15 protein-coding genes and 1 tRNA gene are annotated in these 16,350 nt (G+C 37.3%); 4 read left to right on the plus strand and 12 right to left on the minus strand.

What is annotated here, in order from left to right:
- Positions 1 to 311: 311 nt before the first annotated feature.
- Positions 312 to 385, minus strand: a tRNA-Ile gene (locus tag K5R64_RS10220).
- Between the two features lie 142 nt (positions 386 to 527).
- Complete coding sequence (gene mce, locus K5R64_RS10225) at positions 528 to 929, minus strand: methylmalonyl-CoA epimerase (RefSeq protein ID WP_220763216.1); 402 nt, start codon at positions 927 to 929, stop codon at positions 528 to 530.
- A 166-nt stretch (positions 930 to 1,095) separates the two neighbouring features.
- Here mce and K5R64_RS10230 point away from each other — a divergent pair, with 166 nt between their 5' ends.
- Positions 1,096 to 2,757 (plus strand): Ig-like domain-containing protein, encoded by a 1,662-nt coding sequence (locus K5R64_RS10230; protein ID WP_220763217.1) that lies wholly within the window; start codon positions 1,096 to 1,098, stop codon positions 2,755 to 2,757.
- On the opposite strand, the gene K5R64_RS10235 is transcribed toward K5R64_RS10230, so the two are convergent.
- On the minus strand, positions 2,754 to 3,521 hold the full coding sequence (locus tag K5R64_RS10235; protein WP_220763218.1) for an amidohydrolase: 768 nt from the start codon (positions 3,519 to 3,521) through the stop codon (positions 2,754 to 2,756). The two genes, K5R64_RS10230 and K5R64_RS10235, sit on opposite strands and share 4 nt — an antisense overlap.
- A 178-nt stretch (positions 3,522 to 3,699) precedes the next feature.
- Here K5R64_RS10235 and K5R64_RS10240 point away from each other — a divergent pair, with 178 nt between their 5' ends.
- The gene (locus tag K5R64_RS10240; RefSeq protein WP_220763219.1) at positions 3,700 to 4,152 is read left to right on the plus strand and encodes a 6-carboxytetrahydropterin synthase; all 453 of its coding nucleotides are present in this window, start codon (positions 3,700 to 3,702) and stop codon (positions 4,150 to 4,152) included.
- Between the two features lie 23 nt (positions 4,153 to 4,175).
- A complete protein-coding gene (locus K5R64_RS10245) occupies positions 4,176 to 4,931 on the plus strand; it encodes a UDP-2,3-diacylglucosamine diphosphatase (protein WP_220763221.1) in 756 nt (251 codons plus the stop codon).
- 19 nt (positions 4,932 to 4,950) lie between these two features.
- Here the strand turns inward: K5R64_RS10245 and K5R64_RS10250 are convergent, their stop codons facing one another.
- The 7 genes from K5R64_RS10250 to K5R64_RS10280 form a co-directional block, all read right to left on the minus strand.
- Entirely contained in the window at positions 4,951 to 5,307 is a 357-nt protein-coding gene (locus K5R64_RS10250; protein WP_220763223.1) for a hypothetical protein, read from the minus strand.
- A gap of 78 nt (positions 5,308 to 5,385) precedes the next feature.
- Complete coding sequence (locus tag K5R64_RS10255; RefSeq protein WP_220763225.1) at positions 5,386 to 6,435, minus strand: glycosyltransferase family 9 protein; 1,050 nt, start codon at positions 6,433 to 6,435, stop codon at positions 5,386 to 5,388.
- A gap of 84 nt (positions 6,436 to 6,519) precedes the next feature.
- Entirely contained in the window at positions 6,520 to 7,800 is a 1,281-nt protein-coding gene (locus K5R64_RS10260; protein WP_220763227.1) for an MFS transporter, read from the minus strand.
- Positions 7,797 to 9,488, minus strand: a complete 1,692-nt coding sequence (recJ, locus tag K5R64_RS10265) for a single-stranded-DNA-specific exonuclease RecJ (protein ID WP_220763229.1) — start codon at positions 9,486 to 9,488, stop codon at positions 7,797 to 7,799. Before recJ ends, K5R64_RS10260 begins: the two co-directional genes overlap by 4 nt.
- A 39-nt stretch (positions 9,489 to 9,527) precedes the next feature.
- Complete coding sequence (locus K5R64_RS10270; RefSeq protein ID WP_220763231.1) at positions 9,528 to 9,872, minus strand: HopJ type III effector protein; 345 nt, start codon at positions 9,870 to 9,872, stop codon at positions 9,528 to 9,530.
- 11 nt (positions 9,873 to 9,883) lie between these two features.
- Positions 9,884 to 10,600 (minus strand): 16S rRNA (cytidine(1402)-2'-O)-methyltransferase, encoded by a 717-nt coding sequence (gene rsmI, locus K5R64_RS10275; RefSeq protein WP_220763234.1) that lies wholly within the window; start codon positions 10,598 to 10,600, stop codon positions 9,884 to 9,886.
- Positions 10,601 to 10,812: 212 nt separating this feature from the next.
- Positions 10,813 to 11,847, minus strand: coding sequence for a hypothetical protein (locus K5R64_RS10280; RefSeq protein WP_220763236.1), 1,035 nt, complete (start codon positions 11,845 to 11,847; stop codon positions 10,813 to 10,815).
- A gap of 388 nt (positions 11,848 to 12,235) precedes the next feature.
- On the opposite strand from K5R64_RS10280, the gene K5R64_RS10285 reads away from it, so the two are divergent.
- The gene (locus K5R64_RS10285; RefSeq protein WP_220763238.1) at positions 12,236 to 12,826 is read left to right on the plus strand and encodes a thymidine kinase; all 591 of its coding nucleotides are present in this window, start codon (positions 12,236 to 12,238) and stop codon (positions 12,824 to 12,826) included.
- Positions 12,827 to 12,908: 82 nt separating this feature from the next.
- On the opposite strand, the gene rpoN is transcribed toward K5R64_RS10285, so the two are convergent.
- The gene (gene rpoN, locus K5R64_RS10290; protein ID WP_220763240.1) at positions 12,909 to 14,369 is read right to left on the minus strand and encodes an RNA polymerase factor sigma-54; all 1,461 of its coding nucleotides are present in this window, start codon (positions 14,367 to 14,369) and stop codon (positions 12,909 to 12,911) included.
- Between the two features lie 163 nt (positions 14,370 to 14,532).
- Positions 14,533 to 15,966, minus strand: coding sequence for an asparagine--tRNA ligase (gene asnS, locus K5R64_RS10295; protein WP_220763243.1), 1,434 nt, complete (start codon positions 15,964 to 15,966; stop codon positions 14,533 to 14,535).
- Between the last annotated feature and the right edge of the window lie 384 nt (positions 15,967 to 16,350).

Below are 16,350 nucleotides of genomic sequence, written 5' to 3' on the forward strand. Positions count from 1 at the left end.
TAGAGCGCAATTTAGAGGTGTTAGAAAAATTGATTTTTTCCTGTTTAGATTATCCAATCTTTTTGCCTAATCCCCAACTTTTGAACTTGATCCTTATTAAGTTAATTAGCATACATTTCAGACTTAAAAATGGGTCACCAAGAAAAAATCAATGGGTCACCGAATGGGTCACCTTTTTTCAAGATATAACGAACTTTAAATAGCAAACTAAGATTTTACTATTGCATCTGTAGATCCTTGTTTTATAAGGTATTTTAACCCCTAACAACAAAAAAGCCTCTACATTGCTGTAAAGGCTTGATATTGAACTGTGGTCCCACCTGGGCTCGAACCAGGGACCACCTGATTATGAGTCAGGTGCTCTAACCAGCTGAGCTATAGGACCGGTTAAGAGTCTGCAATATTACTACTATTTTTTGTTAGCTCCAAATATTTTTTGATTAGTTTTAGTTCCCTTCTTTATCAGGTAGGTAAGGCACTTGGCAATTAATGGATTAAGAGTTGGTTTTCGCTTGTAGTGGGTTGCTTTATTTGATTTCCTGACACAATTCTATTAATACACCATGAGTGTTTTTGGGATGTAGGAATACGATTCGCTTGTTGTCGGCTCCATTTTTTGGGATTTCGTCCACAAAAACAAAATCTTCGTTTTTTAATCGTGCTATTTCGGTTTCCAAATCTGCTACTTCAAAAGCGATATGGTGTAAGCCTTCGCCTTTTTTTTCAATAAATTGAGCAATTGCACTTTCGGGCTTTGTGGCTGACAAAAGTTCAATTTTGGTGTTATCCGTTTTAAAAAATGCGGTCACTACAGATTCGCTAGCAACTTCTTCTGATTTGTATGGTCCTACACCCAATAGTTTTTCAAAAAGCAATTGGGAGTCGGCTAGGTTTTTTACGGCAATCCCGATATGTTCTATCTTGTTCATGGTTTATTTTTTTGTTTGGTCCGTTGTAGTCTTACAAAATTACGGATAAAAGGTCGAGTCCTATTTCGATTTAAAAATTTAAATAGAACAGTTGTAATAAATAGAATAAAAATTTCAATTACCGTAAATATAATTGTTATTTTGTATCCTTTAATTTTGATGACCCATGTTCAAAAACAATTTCACTACTTTCTTTATTGTACTTTCTTTGTCGCTAATAGGTTGTGCTAAAAGAGGAAATATCACGGGCGGGTTAAAAGATACCTTGCCGCCTATTTTAAAAAGTAGTTTTCCTAAGAATTTTTCGACCCAATTTAACGCAAAAGAAATCAAGCTAAATTTTGATGAGTTTGTCAAACTAAGGGATTTGAATAAGCAGCTTATCATTTCGCCACCCATGAAACATGAGCCCTTTATTTTGCCGACCAATGCAAGTAAATTTATAACCATCCAGCTAAACGATACGTTGCAACCTAATACAACGTATAGTTTCAACTTTGGACAAAGTATAGCGGATAATAATGAAGGCAATCCGTTAAATCAATTCAAATACGTGTTTTCAACGGGGACTTATATTGATTCTTTATCGTTAGGAGGAACGATAAAAGATGCTTTTGAAAAAGTGCCTGATAATTTTGTTTCGGTTATGTTGTATGAAAAAAACGAAACATTCAACGATTCGGTTGTTTTTAATCAAACACCGCGTTATGTTACCAATACGTTAGATAGCCTTAAAACCTTCCGTTTGGAAAATCTAAAGGCAGGGAAATACCTTTTGGTGGCGATAAAAGATAAGAATAAGAACAACAAATTTAATCCTAGGGAAGAAAAAATTGGTTTTATAAAACAAACCATTACGATTCCAAATGATACGCTCTTTGAATTGGAGTTGTTTAAAGAGGTATTGCCTTTTAAAACGTATAAACCCGCTCAGGTTTCGGGAAACAAATTGCTGTTGCCTTACGATGGAAAGCAAGATTTTACCAAATCCAAACCTAAAGTTGTCTTGAAAAACGGCGCCACCATTGTACCAAGTATCGTTACGCAGTTTCCTAAAAAAGATTCATTGCATATTTGGTTCAAACCACTTAAGGCAGATTCTTTGCGTGTTTCAGTGACGCATAAGGATTATAATAAAGAGTACACCATTCGCATCAAAAACCAAAAAAAGGATACTTTAACAGCCACGGCGTTACAAAGTGGAGATATTAATTTTAATGAGCGGTTTGTGATTGAAACATCAAATCCTTTGGTAAAAATTGATTCCTCAAAAATAAGTTTGACCAATGCTGCCAAAGAAAAGGTTGTTTTTCAAATGGAACACGATGCGTTTAACCAAAAAATATTTTTTGATTTCAAAAAAACGCCTTCAGAAAAGTACAATTTCACTATTTTACCCGAAGCCTTCACCGATTTGTTGGACAATAAAAACGATAGTCTATCCTATAAACTCACGACTCGAAAAGCGGAAGATTTTGGCAACTTACTTCTTAAATTGCAAAATGTGAAGCGTTTTCCAGTAATTATTGAACTCACGAATTCTAATGGAGATGTTAAGGCTACGGCCTATAGCACAGAAACGACTTCTATAGATTTTAATTTGATTGAGCCTGCTTTATACAGTGTTAGACTTATTTACGATGACAATAAGAACAAACGTTATGATACAGGAAATTTTTTAGCCAAGCAATATTCAGAGGAAGTGGTTTATTTGTCCAAAGAAATTGATGTTCGTGCCAATTGGGATGTGGAACAAGTCTTTGATGTGAGTTTGCCTTATATTCCCGAACCAGTCAAGAAACCCGTAAAAAAGAAAAGTAGTTTTTAATCTAGAATTTCAAAACGATCAGCGTCTTTTAAGAAATTAAAACGTTGTCGGGTTTGGGTTATTGTTTCCTGAGAAAGGGTAGCCGTAAAAACAGCTGTTGCCTCCTGAGGAGAAATCAGGTATTCGCCTGTGGGGCCAATAAGTTGGGAATGGCCATTGTATAACATGCCGTTATCGTCAGTTCCGGTTCGGTTAACGCCAAGGGTGTAGCAGATATTTTCAATGGCACGGGCGCGCAACAAACTATCCCAAGCCAAAATCCTAGATTCAGGCCAATTGGCAACATAAATTAAAAGATCGTATTGTTCTACATTTCTAGAAAATACGGGGAATCGCAAATCATAGCATACCAACAGACAGATTTTCCAGTTTTTATAAGTGACAAGGAGTTTCTCTTTGCCTGCGGTATAAATTTTTTCTTCGCCAGCTAGGGTGAACAAATGACGTTTGTCGTAAAATTGAAGTTCCCCTGAAGGGAAAACAAAAACTAGACGGTTGTAAAAATGGTTATTTTCCTTAATAACAAGACTACCTGTGAGCGCACATTGACGCGTTTTTGCCAGCTGTTGCATCCATTGTATGGTAGTGCCAGTCATGGTTTCGGCTACTGTAGCAGGATTCATCGTAAAACCACTGCTAAACATTTCTGGTAAAACAATTAAGTCGATATCCGATTCGAGAGCATTTATTTTAGCAGTAAATTGGCTTCTGTTTTCTTCGGGATTTTCCCAGCTTAATGTGCTTTGTACGAGTGCAACTTTCATTCTTGTAATTTTTGTTAAAGATAAAACAATCTCTGCAATTATAGCGCTATGGCTTCAAATGCTAATGGTTTTCAAGGGGTGTTTTTGGGGTGTTTCTGGGTAGTTGATTTGTCTAAGAGGGGTAAGGTTGTCAATTCTCGTTACAATTCACTAAATTTGCCCACAAAATAAATCCAAAATGAGCAACATTAGAATCACCAAGCAATTTAATTTTGAAACCGGACATGCCCTTTACGGTTACGATGGAAAATGCAAAAATGTACACGGTCATAGTTATAAATTGTCAGTGACGGTAATGGGACGCCCTATTACGGACCGTTCTAATGTGAAATTCGGGATGGTGATTGATTTTTCGGATTTAAAGAAAATTGTAAAAGAAGAAATTGTAGATCAATTTGATCATGCTACTGTTTTTAACCAAACGACTCCTCATGTCGAATTGGCCAAAGAACTCGAATCACGTGGGCATCATGTTATTTTAGTAGATTATCAGCCTACAAGTGAAAACATGGTGATTGATTTTTCGGAAAGAATCAAAAGCCGTTTGCCAGAAGGCATCGAGTTGTTTTCTTTGAAATTGCAAGAAACAGAATCTTCTTTTGCCGAGTGGTTCGCTAGTGACAATCAATAGTTCTTAATCTTCAATGCTCTCGCATGGTATTTGCCAATAATAAAAAAATATATTTTGCTTCTGACCAACATTTTGGAGCGCCTACTCCTGAGTTGAGTTTGCCTCGTGAAAAAAAGTTTGTAGCTTGGCTAGATTCCATAAAATCCGATGCCGAAGCCATTTTTTTACTAGGTGATTTATTTGATTTTTGGTTCGAATACCAAACCGTGGTTCCAAAGGGATTTGTTCGTGTATTAGGTAAATTAGCTGAAATACGGGATAGTGGCATTCCCATTTATTTTTTTGTGGGTAACCATGATTTGTGGATGCGAGACTATTTTGAAACCGAATTAAATATTCCTGTTTACCACGATAATAAAGAATTTACTTTTTGCGGTAAAACTTTTTTAATAGGTCACGGAGATGGTAAAGGCCCAGGGGATCTGGGGTACAAGCGTATGAAAAAAGTTTTTGTGCATCCGTTTTCTAAATGGCTTTTTGGCTGGTTGCATCCTGATATTGGTGTGCGTTTGGCGCAATATTTATCGGTCAAAAATAAACTGATTTCTGGCGAATCAGATGTGAAATACCTAGGCGAAGACAAAGAATGGCTTATTTTGTATGCAAAACGAAAACTAGAAACAAAACACTACCATTATTTCGTTTTCGGTCACCGTCACCTACCCATGATTAAAGCCGTTGGGCCTGATGCTAAATATGTCAATCTAGGCGACTGGATTTCGTATTTTACCTATGGTGTTTTTGATGGTGAAAATTTCGAACTAAAAGAATTTGTTTAAACCAAGGCACAACTTGTGCTTAATTTCGCCCTCTGCCCCAGAGGTATTCATCCAATTCCATTTTGAATAATGTGGTCGAAACCAAATTGTTCATCTGTATCATCTCATTGATGGACATAGCCAAATCAACTTCTCTAAAAGGCGTTTTTAATAAATATTTAGTGCAATTGTTTTTAAGTTCACAATCGTCACAACAATAATTTTGTGTGATGCTTTCCTCAATCAGGCATTTGAAATCAATAAGTTCTTTGGGGTTGAGTTGCAGTCCTGTTTCTTTGAAAACAAGCTGAATTTTATCTCTCTGTAAGGTATTTTCTTCTTTCCAGTAAAAGGAAACGCCAAGTTCGTTTTGATAAATAGGTTGTATCTCTTTCATTATATTAATGTCTATGACACAAATATAGAAAAAAGATATTATTTAGAATGAATATAAATAAAAATATTTGTCTTCAAATTAGGTTCCGAGCATTTTTTTGGCAGTAGCCAGTATCATTTCGGTGTTTGAAGTAGTAGTGTTTACGGGACAACTTCCGTTTCCATAAGGGCCGTATTTGCTTTCGTCGGTCACTGAAAATAAACCTAAAACTGGAATTTGCGACGTGCTAGCTAGATGCATAATCCCACTGTCTGCACCTATAAATAGCGCTGTGTTGGCTATAAAGGCGGCAATTTCGCGGACATCTTTGCTGTAAAATGTAGGTGCTTTAAAGTCGATTTGAGACACATTTTCTACAGGTAATACTTCTACAATGTTATAGTCAGGAAAGCTAGCTACTAGTTTTTCATAAAAAGGAATCCACCATGAAGGAGGATAGCATTTAGAACCAGTTGCAAAAGTAAAAACACAAATGGTTTTTTGGTCAGCAGGAACCAAAGTGTCTAGTGTTTTTTTGGCGTTAGCGAGTTCTGTTTCGGTAAGTTGGATATTCAGGGTAGGTACAGCTTGGTTTCTTTTAGGATGCCCTAGCTGGCTCAGATAATTCCTGAACTCATAAACGGGAAATTTGGCAAAATGATGGTAATCAGAATACTGGTTTTTTACCCCTTCATTCTCTTCTCCAAAATATTTAAAATTAGCATTCGCAAATTGCGTTGATAAGCGCCCAGAAGACGAATTTTTATCAATGTTAATAACTAAATCGTATGTTTTTTTCTTTAATTTCAGCCAAACCAAAAAATACTTCACGAGTTCATTAAATGGTTTTCGAGGTAAAATGATGTAATGGTCCACCGCTGTGTAATTTGTAAAAATAATGGGAGCAAGACCGCCTCTGACAAACAAATCAATTTTACAATCAGGAAAAACCTCGTGGATCTCTTGGACTAAAGGCGTGATTAATAAAAGGTTGCCCAATCGGTGATTGGGACGATTGATTAAGATGTGTTTAAAAACCGCTTTTGAGTTGGGGTCAAAATTTTGATTTCCTTTGGTTGTTCCAATATATTTTGTCAAGCCGTGAGTAATTTTTCGGCGTAGGATATTGATTTTGGTTTTAAAACTCATGGTGTAATTTTTAGGCAAGCGGTATAAAAGTGGCAAAGGTACCGATTTCAACTGATTTTTATAATAGTCATTTTTTGGAAATTCCTACACGGTTTCTTCTTTTTTATGAATATCGTCATTAAGGTCAAGTTTTCTAAACGTAGGAGAGAGTGAACCAGTTAAAATTACGACCAATAAGGTCATGCTTCCCCCAAAAACTACTGCAGGAACAGTTCCCATCAGACGGGCTGTGAGTCCACTTTCAAAAGCACCCAATTCATTAGACGAACCTACAAACATTGAATTCACCGCAGACACTCGGCCGCGCATATTGTCGGGTGTTTTTAGGAACAAAATCGTTTGGCGAATCACCACTGAGATTCCGTCGAATACCCCGCTTAAAAATAAGGCTAGTAACGATACCCAAAAAATGGTGGAGAGCCCAAATACAATGATAGAGATTCCAAAACCAAAGATGGCAGCCAGTAATTTAATCCCCGCATTGGTATTCAAAGGAACATAAGCGGTAATCAACATTGTCAAAAAAGCCCCTACTGCCGGAGCGGCTCTTAAGAAACCAAAGCCTTCAGGGCCTACTTTTAGGATGTCTTGAGCAAAAACGGGCAACAAAGCAACCGCCCCACCAAAAAGAACCGCGACCATATCTAAGGTGATTGCTCCTAAAACAGTTTTATTATTGAAGACAAATTTGATTCCTTCAGCCAAACTTTGCATCACGGGTTCGCCAATTTTGGGATTCAAAATCGGTTTTTTCTCAATTTGGGACAAACCAAGCAAGGCAATAATCGAGCAGATAAAAACGGCACACATCGACCAATGAACCCCAATCAAATGAATTGAAAAACCAGCCATTGCAGGTCCTACAACCGAGCCAATTTGCCAAACCGAACTGCTCCAAGTAGCCGCATTAGGATATACTTTTTTTGGAACGATTAACGATAAAAGAGAAAAAATGGTGGGACCTATAAATGCACGAACCAAGCCACCCAAAAAGACCATGAAATAAATTCCGTACAGAATTGTTTGGGTTTCAAAATCAGAGATTACCGCTGGCCAAGTCAATAAAAATAGTCCGAAACTAACCACTGAAAAGGCGAGTATGCACAGCAAGAGCATGTTCTTTTTTTCTTTTTGGTCCACAATATGCCCTGCAAATAAGGCTAAAGCCACCGCGGGAATGACTTCCATTAGTCCAATTAACCCTAGCGATAGCGGGTCTTTGGTAATGCTATACACCTGCCATTCGATTACGATAAATTGCATCGACCAAGCAAATACCATCGCAAAACGCACCAATAAAAAGGTATTGAATTCTTTGTATCGTAAGGCCTCGTAAGGGTCTTTTTTTATTTTTTCAAAACTCATGCTTTAATGTCTTTTAATCGTAATTGTGTGGTGATGGTTCCGTTCCATTCGTTTTCATCAATGCAATAGGCGGCTTCGAAGTTTTTTTGATGGGTAACCAAATCCATTTTTTTGCCCAAACCAAATCCAATGGCAGCTATCCCTTCGCTATTGTTTTGTTTGACAAACAATCGAAGGTGTTCGTCCTCTTTGCCCATTTTTTTGGCGTAGCCAGTATCTTTTACATTTTTTGTCAAAAAAACAGGAGTCATATTTTGAGGGCCAAAAGGTTCAAATTGTTTTAAAATTCGAATCAGTTTTGGTGTGATTTGGTCAAAATTAATTTCGGCATCGATTTCGATTTCGGGGATGCGTTGTTCGGGTAGGATGGTTTCTTGGACTTGTTTTTCAAAAGCGTTTTTGAATTGATTGTAATTCTCTGCTTTCAAAGTCATACCTGCTGCGTACATGTGTCCACCAAATTGCTCCAAATGTTCAGAGCAAGCTTCGAGTGCGTTATACACATCAAATCCTTTTACAGAACGTGCCGAAGCAGCATATTTATCACCACTTTTGGTAAAAACCAAAGTAGGGCGGTAAAAATTTTCTATCAATCGGGACGCTACAATTCCAATCACGCCTTTGTGCCAATCTTCTTGAAAAACCACAGTCGAAAAGCGTTCTTCTTCATTATTGGCAACGATTTGGTTCAGTGCTTCTTTGGTGATTTGTTGGTCAAGTCCTTTGCGGTCGGCATTGTATTGTTCAATTTCAGAAGCAAATTGTTGGGCTTGCTCAAAGTCAAATTCAGTTAGTAATTCTACGGCATGGTTGCCATGTTTGATGCGTCCCGCTGCGTTGATTCGGGGGGCAACAATAAAAACAACATCCGTAATGTCCAATGTTTTCTTTTTCACTTGGTGAACCAAGGCTTTGATTCCAGGGCGTGGATTCTCGTTGATTACTTGCAGTCCAAAATACGCCAATACACGGTTTTCGCCCGTGATGGGTACAATATCCGCAGCAATAGCTGTCGCAACCAAATCAAGATAGGGTATCAAATCGGTGATGGTTTCGTTTCGATTTTGACCTAAGGCTTGGATTAATTTAAAGCCCACGCCGCAACCGCACAATTCATCATAAGGATAGGTGCAATCGTTTCTTTTGGGGTCGAGTACGGCAACCGCTTGAGGTAATGAGTCTCCCGGGCGGTGGTGGTCACAAATGATAAAGTCGATGTTTTTTTCTTTGGCGTAGGTCACATGCTCAATCGATTTGATGCCACAGTCCAACGCAATAATTAATGAAAAATCATTGTCCTCAGCAAAATCGATTCCCTTGAATGAAACGCCGTATCCTTCCAAATAACGGTCTGGAATATAAGTGGCAACATTGGGATAATGTGATTTTAAATAAGCCGAAACCAATGAAACAGCGGTTGTCCCATCGACATCGTAATCGCCAAAAACCAGTATGTTTTCATTGTTCTTGATGGCTTTTTCGATGCGTTCTACTGCTTTGTCCATATCTTTCATCAAGTACGGATCATGTAAATGGTCTAGCGACGGACGAAAAAAGGCTTTGGCTTCTTCAAAAGTTTCAATGCCACGTTGTACTAGTAATGTAGCCACAAAATCTTCCACATTTAGGGCTTGCGCCAAATGTTTGATTTTATCTTCGGAAGGTTTTGGTTTTAGGGTCCAACGCATTGTTTTTTGTTTAAAGATTAAAGTTTTTACGTTTAAAATTTATTTAAAATTCAATGCAATCCCTTCAAATTCGATGCCGTCCCAGCCGTATTTCATAAAATTGCGGATGTTTTGGTGATTGTCTCCTTCGGGGTCTCCTAATACCTCGTCAAAATAATAACTTCCAAAACAAGCTAAGGTTTCTTCTTTGGTCAACTGTTGCATTTGGGCGAAAGCAAATAATTTGCAAGAACCTGAATTAGTTCCTGCGGCATTATGCGTATCTCCGTTTTTGAATGCGGTAGGAGTGAAGTCATAATTTTCTTCAATTACTGCCATAGTATCTGCAAAGGCAATGTCATTTGGTGTTTCTTTTAATTTGGTAATAAAGGATTGTAAAGTCATAAGTAGGTTGTTTATTCTTCGTCTTTTTGAAATTTATTTTTTTTAGGTTCTTTTACAATGGTTTTGCCACCAATAACGACCACAATTTCGCCGCGCGGTGCGGTTTTTTCAAAATGGGCAAGCACTTCGCGAGCTGTTCCTCTCACATTTTCTTCGTGTAGTTTGGATAATTCTCTGGATACGCAAATAGGGCGGTCTTCGCCAAAATAGGTAATGAATTCAGCTAAAGTTTTGACTAATTTATGAGGCGAAACATAGAGAATCATGGTGCGAGTTTCTTCGGCGAGTTCTAAATATCGGGTTTGACGTCCTTTTTTCTCGGGTAAAAAACCTTCAAATACAAATTTGTCATTGGGCAAACCACTGTTGACTAAGGCAGGTACAAAAGCCGTAGCACCAGGCAAACATTCCACCGCGATGCCGTTTTCTATACAAGCGCGCGTGAGTAAAAAACCTGGGTCAGAGATGGCTGGTGTTCCCGCGTCCGAAATCAAAGCGATGGTTTCGCCTGCTTTTAATCGGGCAATAATGTTTTCGGTGGTTTTGTGTTCGTTATGCATGTGGTGACTATGCATGTGCGTGCTTATCTCAAAATGCTTCAAGAGTTTTCCGCTCGTACGCGTATCTTCGGCTAGAATCAAATCAGCTTCTTTCAGAATTCGGATGGCTCTAAAAGTCATATCTTCAAGATTGCCAATGGGCGTAGGAACGATATATAATTTTGACATAGTCAGTCTAACATTGGTTTTTATAATTATTAGCCACAGACCCATTGGTGCTAAAGAACAAAAGTAAGAACTTTTACAACCGCAGATTTACTTTTCTTAACAACAAATATAGGTTTGAAAATCTGTGAATCTGCGGTTATTTTAAGAGATCCTTTTTTGCATTCAGTTGAAATGAATTGATGGCTAATTTGTTTTTTGATAGTGAAAAGGACTTACAAAAATTTCTTCTCTATAATTTCCATAAAACGCTCTTCATAATCTGTTTTTCCTTTCCAGTCGTTGTAGTCCGGTTTAACCATGTCTTCGATAAAAGCTTTGGTTTCATAGAAATTGTCAAAAGTCATAATTTGGCTCATCACTCGGTTGTAGTCTTCTCTACTATTGCCAAATAAATGTTTTACAAAGGCAATCTGGTCGTTCAAATCGATGTCGATTCCTTTTGAAAATTTATCATTTAATGAAATTACTTTTGGAGCTGCTTTTTCAAGAACCGTTTGGTTTTTGGCAGCAGGCGCACTTTCTTCAATAGTTGTATTGCTTTCAACTGCTTCAAAAACAGGAGTAGGAGGGATAGCAGGTATTTCGTCCACTTTTACAAACTGCGGTTCGTTATATTGACCACCTAGTAAATCTTCGAATGAAATTTGAATCGCTTCGTTTTTCTTGCTGGTTTCCACTTCGATTTTGTCTTCTTCTACTTCTTCTGTTAAACTAAAGCTAGGAATAAAAGCAGGAGGAGTAATGGGGGCTGTTTTTTCTTCAACGGCTACTTCTTCTTGAATAATTTCTTCTTCAGCTGCTGCTTCTTCCACTTTTTCGGATACTATCTCTTGGATAGGTTCCTGTGTTAGTAATTCCTCGTTATTATCTTCGATTTCAATTTTTTCTTCCTCAATACTTTCGGTTTTATCTTCGATGGGAGTCAAAATTTCTGGAGTAACCAATGTGGCTTCGGCTATAGGTGTGTTTATCTCTAAACGATCTTCTGTTTTTTCTTCCTCAATCATGGCAGGAGGAATAACAGGCTCTTTTGGAGTATCAAAGAAGTTTGCAACATCAGTCAAAATAGCCTCTTGGCCAATGGTAGGTTTAATGTCTCCATATTGTTCTTCTACAAATCGCAGCACGGCTAATTTTTCGTATAACTTTTGGGTTTCCAAAAACAATTGGTTGATATCAGATTTGTTTTTTAGTTGTAGTATGCGGTGTGCAATGCTTATTAAATCGGCTTCCAATCTTTTTTTCATAACAGTAGAAATTATAATATATGGCGAATGTTGTTTGTTGTTTTAGTTCTCTAAATAAGGATTTGGTTTTATCTATGATAAACGTATTAAATTTTTTTAATACCAATTATACCCATTTATACGAAAATAGTATTGTCTCAATTTCACGAATCTGCCATGGACAGAAAAATAAGTGTAATTTTATCTTGGCACTTTTTCAATTTGTGATAATTTGTAAAATTTGAGTTTAACTTTTTTAACACAGTTGCCTGTTTTAATGATGCTAAAACCTTTTATTTGATAAAAATTTTCTACTTTTGAGATGAAGCAAAAGTACAAAATCTCAAGTGCTTTTATCATGGTACAAAGTAATAAAAACTATTCATTTTTTAAGTAAGAAAAAAATAAAATGTTTCTCGAAAATACAGTAAATCATAAAGAGCAGTTTGGTTGGATTGAAGTGATAAGTGGTTCGATGTTTTCGGGTAAAACAGAAGAATTAATTCGCCGCCTAAAGAGGGCACAGTTTGCCAAGCAAAAAGTTGAAATTTTTAAACCATCATTAGATACAAGATATCATGATGAAAGAGTTGTTTCTCATGATGCGAATGAGTTTCGTTCTACTCCAGTTCCTGCAGCAGCAAATATTGCGCTTTTGGCACAGGGATGTGATGTTATAGGTATTGATGAAGCACAGTTTTTTGATGACGAAATTGTAACGGTTTGTAATGATTTGGCCAATCAAGGAATCCGTGTCATTGTAGCAGGATTGGATATGGATTTTAAAGGAAATCCTTTTGGCCCGATGCCAGCCTTAATGGCCACAGCCGAATATGTAACCAAGGTGCATGCAGTGTGTACCCGAACTGGGAATTTAGCGCATTATAGCTTTCGAAAAAATGATAATGACAAACTGGTAATGCTAGGCGAAACAGAGGAATACGAGCCATTGAGTCGTGCTGCTTATTATCAAGCGATGCGTGAAACCAAAGAGATTTAGCTCTGATAAAAATAAAACCATTAAGAAATTAAGTTCAATCTTAATTTTCTTAATGGTTTATAAATTAAAAATCTAAAGGGTTTTAAATCTTCTTCCTCATTCTCGCCACTGGAATATCAAGTTGTTCTCTATATTTGGCAATGGTTCTGCGAGCTATAGGATATCCTTTTTCTTTGAGTAATTCTGCCAGTTGATCATCAGGATAGGGTTTTTTCTTGTCTTCGGCTTCGATGATGTTTTGCAATATTTTTTTGATTTCAAGAGTAGAAACGTCTTCCCCTTGGTCATTTTTCATGGCTTCGGAGAAAAATTCTTTAATTAATTTGGTTCCGTATGGAGTTTCTACATATTTGCTATTGGCCACACGCGAAATGGTTGAAATATCCAATCCTACCAAATCGGCTATGTCTTTCAAAATCATGGGTTTTAGTTTTGTTTCGTCGCCATCTAAGAAATAGTCTTCTTGGTAATGCATAATGGCATTCATCGTTACGTACAAAGTTTCTTGGCGCTGACGAATGGCATCTATAAACCATTTGGCGGAGTCCAATTTTTGTTTGATAAACTGTACTGCATCTTTTTGATCACTCGATTTGTCTCTTGAGTCTTTGTAAGTACGAAGCATTTCTTGATAATCCTTAGAAACGTGTAACGAAGGAGCGTTACGACCGTTAAGGGTCAATTCGAGTTCGCCATCCACAATACGAATAGCAAAATCAGGCACGACATTTTCAGTGATTTTGTTGTTGCCCGTAAAAGAACCCCCTGGTTTAGGGTTGAGTCGTTCAATTTCGTGAACAGCTTTTTTAAGTTGTTCTTTTGAAACATTGTATTTCTGAATCAATTTGTCGTAATGCTTTTTGGTAAACGCATCAAATTGATTTTCGATGATATCAATGGCTAGGTCCACATATTCTGTGGGTGTTCGGTGTTTTAATTGGAGCAACAAACACTCTTGTAAATCTCGAGCCCCTACACCCGATGGTTCTAATTCGTGAATAACATGCAGCATTTTTTCGACCATTTCTTCATCGGTATAGATACCTTGAGTAAAGGCCATGTCATCGACTAAATCAGGGAGACTTCTGCGGATGTATCCCATATCATCAATACTACCTACGAGAAACTCGGCAATTTGACGTTCATCATCTTCTAAAATAAAGGTGTTCAGTTGATTGATTAAATCCTGATGAAAGCTAATAGGTGCTACAATGGGAGATTCTCTGTCGTCATCGTCATCACTATAATTGTTGACCTGCGTTTTATAATCTGGGGTGTCATCATCGCTTAAATACTCATCAATATTGATATCGTCGGTGTCAATTCTTTCGCTTTCATCGTATTCATCATACTCGTCATTTTGAAATTCGTCATTCTCGTAATTGTCTTCTTCGTTCCCAGATTCAAGCGCTGGGTTTTCGTTCATTTCTTCTAACAGACGCTGTTCAAAGGCTTGCGTAGGCAATTGAATTAACTTCATCAACTGAATTTGTTGAGGAGATAATTTTTGAGATAATTTTAAATTTAAGAATTGCTTTAGCATTTTTATTGTTTAACTGTTTAGTTGATTAATCGGTTAAGCTTAGTTAACGGCACTACATCAACTCATCATTTTAAAAAAATTAATTTTAGAAATCAGTATTTTATTCATCACTTATTGGTGATAGTTACGATTAAACAGTTAAGCAATTAACCGATTAATCTATTTAAAATTCCGCATTACCAGGTGTTCTTGGGAAAGGAATCACATCACGAATGTTAGTCATACCCGTTACAAACAACACCAATCGTTCGAAACCTAGACCAAAGCCTGAGTGTACTGCACTACCAAAACGTCTTGTGTCTAAGTACCATGATAATTCTTTTTCGTCGATACCAATGGTTTTCATTTTTTCGACTAAAACATCATAACGTTCCTCGCGTTGGGAACCGCCCACAATTTCGCCAATACCAGGAAAAAGTATGTCCATTGCCCGCACGGTTTTTCCATCTTCGTTCAGTCTCATGTAGAAAGCCTTGATGTTGGCTGGGTAATCGTATAAAATTACGGGGCATTTAAAGTGCTTTTCTACCAAATAACGTTCGTGTTCCGATTGTAAATCGGCGCCCCATTCGTTTATGACAAACTGGAATTTCTTCTTTTTATTAGGTACTGAATCTCTCAGAATATCAATAGCTTCGGTATAGGAAACACGTTTGAATTTGTTTTCGAGTACAAAGTGTAATTTTTCTAACAAATTCATTTCGCTACGCTCTGCCTGAGGTTTTGTTTTTTCTTCTTCTAACAAACGAGTGGTTAGAAATTGCAAATCGTCAGGACATTGTTCCATGGTGTATCGAATCACATATTGAATGAAATCTTCAGCCAAATCCATGTTGTCGTCTAAGTCATTAAACGCTACTTCGGGCTCAATCATCCAGAATTCGGCCAAATGGCGAGAGGTATTTGAATTTTCGGCTCTAAAAGTAGGTCCAAAAGTATAAATTTGCCCCAAAGCCATCGCAAAGGTTTCGCCTTCTAATTGACCTGAAACGGTTAAATTAGTGTGTTTTCCAAAGAAATCTTTCTTGTAATCAATAGCTCCTTCTTCTGTTTTAGGTAAACTGTGCAAAGGCAAAGAAGTTACCTGAAACATCTCTCCAGCACCTTCGGCATCAGCACCTGTGATGATGGGCGTGTTGACATATACAAAACCTTTTTGTTGAAAATAGCTATGTACCGCAAAGGACAAAACCGAACGCACTCTCATTATAGCACCAAAAGCGTTGGTACGCACTCGCAAATGGGCATTTTCTCTTAAAAATTCCAAAGAATGCTTTTTGGGTTGCATGGGGAATTTTTCAGGGTCGGCATCGCCTAAAATTTCCAGTTGTGTGACTTGAATTTCTACTTTTTGTCCAGCGCCTTTGCTTTCAACCAGGTTCCCCGTAACCGAAATGGCTGCACCTGTAGTAATTCTTTTTAATATTTCATCAGGGGTGTTTTCAAAATCCACCACGCATTGTATGTTGTTGATGGTCGAACCATCATTCAAAGCAATAAATTGATTGTTTCTAAAAGTTCTTACCCATCCTTTTGCATTCACTTCTTGTAGTGTTGATGGACTGTTTAGTAGGTCCTTTATTTTTGTATGCTTCATTGTAGGTGTCAATAACTATTAACAATAATACGTTTCTTTAGTACAAATATAATTCATTTTTTTAAAGGAATTAGCCACCCTGAAGTTTATTAGAAGCTTATTCTCTTTGTCAGGTATAAATGCAGTTCGCTTCTGCTTGCATGTGGTTTTGAGCTAGGCAGTTGTAAAAACCGTATTATAATGCTTAGCTATTCTCTTGAGGGTCATGGTCACAAAGAAGCCTAAAGAAAAATACGGAGAATGGCTAGTGTTTTGAAAAGAGTAAGTAAATAAAACGCAATTGTTTTCTTAAGGCTTGAAATGGGAAGAAATGCATGGTTATCTTTTTTTCAAATTCTTTGTGCGGACATGCCTTTGATTTTTAATCCCAAAAGTATTTTTGTG

This window comes from Flavobacterium sp. UMI-01 (genome assembly GCF_019656315.1).
In the GTDB taxonomy this organism is placed as follows: domain Bacteria; phylum Bacteroidota; class Bacteroidia; order Flavobacteriales; family Flavobacteriaceae; genus Flavobacterium.

What these genes read in the sequence shown, in the direction of transcription:
- K5R64_RS10235 (WP_220763218.1), bottom strand. Translation starts at nt 3,521, where the DNA reads ATGAAAGTTGCACTCGTACAAAGCACATTAAGCTGGGAAAATCCCGAA.
- rpoN (WP_220763240.1), bottom strand. Translation starts at nt 14,369, where the DNA reads ATGCTAAAGCAATTCTTAAATTTAAAATTATCTCAAAAATTATCTCCT.
- rsmI (WP_220763234.1), bottom strand. Translation starts at nt 10,600, where the DNA reads ATGTCAAAATTATATATCGTTCCTACGCCCATTGGCAATCTTGAAGAT.
- K5R64_RS10280 (WP_220763236.1), bottom strand. Translation starts at nt 11,847, where the DNA reads ATGAAAAAAAGATTGGAAGCCGATTTAATAAGCATTGCACACCGCATA.
- K5R64_RS10285 (WP_220763238.1), top strand. Translation starts at nt 12,236, where the DNA reads ATGTTTCTCGAAAATACAGTAAATCATAAAGAGCAGTTTGGTTGGATT.
- K5R64_RS10245 (WP_220763221.1), top strand. Translation starts at nt 4,176, where the DNA reads ATGGTATTTGCCAATAATAAAAAAATATATTTTGCTTCTGACCAACAT.
- K5R64_RS10250 (WP_220763223.1), bottom strand. Translation starts at nt 5,307, where the DNA reads ATGAAAGAGATACAACCTATTTATCAAAACGAACTTGGCGTTTCCTTT.
- mce (WP_220763216.1), bottom strand. Translation starts at nt 929, where the DNA reads ATGAACAAGATAGAACATATCGGGATTGCCGTAAAAAACCTAGCCGAC.
- K5R64_RS10255 (WP_220763225.1), bottom strand. Translation starts at nt 6,435, where the DNA reads ATGAGTTTTAAAACCAAAATCAATATCCTACGCCGAAAAATTACTCAC.
- K5R64_RS10240 (WP_220763219.1), top strand. Translation starts at nt 3,700, where the DNA reads ATGAGCAACATTAGAATCACCAAGCAATTTAATTTTGAAACCGGACAT.
- K5R64_RS10260 (WP_220763227.1), bottom strand. Translation starts at nt 7,800, where the DNA reads ATGAGTTTTGAAAAAATAAAAAAAGACCCTTACGAGGCCTTACGATAC.
- asnS (WP_220763243.1), bottom strand. Translation starts at nt 15,966, where the DNA reads ATGAAGCATACAAAAATAAAGGACCTACTAAACAGTCCATCAACACTA.
- recJ (WP_220763229.1), bottom strand. Translation starts at nt 9,488, where the DNA reads ATGCGTTGGACCCTAAAACCAAAACCTTCCGAAGATAAAATCAAACAT.
- K5R64_RS10230 (WP_220763217.1), top strand. Translation starts at nt 1,096, where the DNA reads ATGTTCAAAAACAATTTCACTACTTTCTTTATTGTACTTTCTTTGTCG.
- K5R64_RS10270 (WP_220763231.1), bottom strand. Translation starts at nt 9,872, where the DNA reads ATGACTTTACAATCCTTTATTACCAAATTAAAAGAAACACCAAATGAC.